Here is a 1,072-nt window from a genome sequence, read left to right as displayed (position 1 = left end):
GCCAGTGGCCGACTCCAGCGGATATTCAACGGCTCTTTGCTTTTGGCGATGAACAGTTGGCCGTTTTTCATGCTGAAAGCAGCCTTTGTCAGCCGTATACTTTGTCTTGAATGTCTTTTTTTGAATTTGGGGTATTTGGCCCTGCCAGCCCAGAAGTTCTTGAAGGCTTCTTGTTGGTCCCTGAGTGTTTGTTGCAGGATCACGCTGGATACGTCAGCCAGAAATGGGAACTCTTTCTTGAGCGACACAAGCCGTTTTTCTACCTCAGAGTGGGATATGGATTTCCCGTCTTTGTAGTAGGCATCAGTGCGAAAACGGAGGGTATTGTTATAAACAAAACGACCACAGCCGAACGACTGAGCAAGGAGTGTTTCCTGTTCTGGCGTTGGGTAGAATCTTTCTTGGCTCTTTTCGGCTTCCAGACTGTTGAACTACCCTTTGTTGAAAAAGTAGCCAACGGCAGGGTTATTCATGAATATAGGACGAATTTCCGATCTCATCAGCAATGAAACCTGTTATGAAATGATCCGCGAGAACCGATGGCCTGATGATATTGTTCGCTGCCCGCACTGTGATTCTGACCATATCAAAAAGAATGGACACGACAATGTACAAATAGAGTGCCAGCATTATTACTGCAAAAACTGTAAGCGTTATTTTGATGACCTGACAAACACGGCTTTCTCTGGACATCACCAGCCGCTTAAGGTCTGGGTTGCCTGCCTCTATTTAATGGGGCTGAATGTCTCCAACAATCAGATTGCTCAGGAACTCGATCTGTGCCCCAGCGATACACATCACATGACCACGGTATTACGAACAGGTGTGGTTGATCGAAAGCCTGAGGTCACTCGGGGAGGTTGAGTTTGACGAGGTTTACATTGTTGCTGGTCACAAGGGCCACCCTGAAGCATTAAAAAAATCTGGAGCGTCCACCAAGAAAAAGGAGGCTCAAAGGCGCTCCAGGTCGTGGTACACTTGAAAAGCAAAACCGGGGTCACAAAACCGGGCAAAACCGGGGTCAAAAACCGGGGTCACAAAAACCGGGGTCACAAAAACCGGGGTCAGGTCA

Annotated in this window: 2 protein-coding genes; one reads left to right on the top strand and one right to left on the bottom strand. The window is 47.8% G+C overall.

Features of this window, described 5'->3' with window-relative positions:
* The coding region (locus tag KDK14_RS19630; RefSeq protein WP_257266906.1) for a helix-turn-helix domain-containing protein at positions 1-422 on the bottom strand (422 nt) is incomplete at its 3' end.
* A gap of 49 nt (positions 423-471) precedes the next feature.
* Here KDK14_RS19630 and KDK14_RS19625 point away from each other — a divergent pair.
* Positions 472-864 carry a transposase gene (locus KDK14_RS19625; RefSeq protein WP_257266905.1) on the top strand — a complete coding sequence of 131 codons (393 nt, stop codon included), beginning with the start codon at positions 472-474 and terminating at the stop codon, positions 862-864.
* Positions 865-1,072: the final 208 nt, after the last annotated feature.

The organism is Endozoicomonas sp. ONNA2 (assembly GCF_024606365.1).
Taxonomy (GTDB): Bacteria; Pseudomonadota; Gammaproteobacteria; order Pseudomonadales; family Endozoicomonadaceae; genus Endozoicomonas.
The sequence above is the reverse complement of the archived record's forward strand: the minus strand, read 5'-3'. Positions and strand labels throughout refer to the sequence as shown.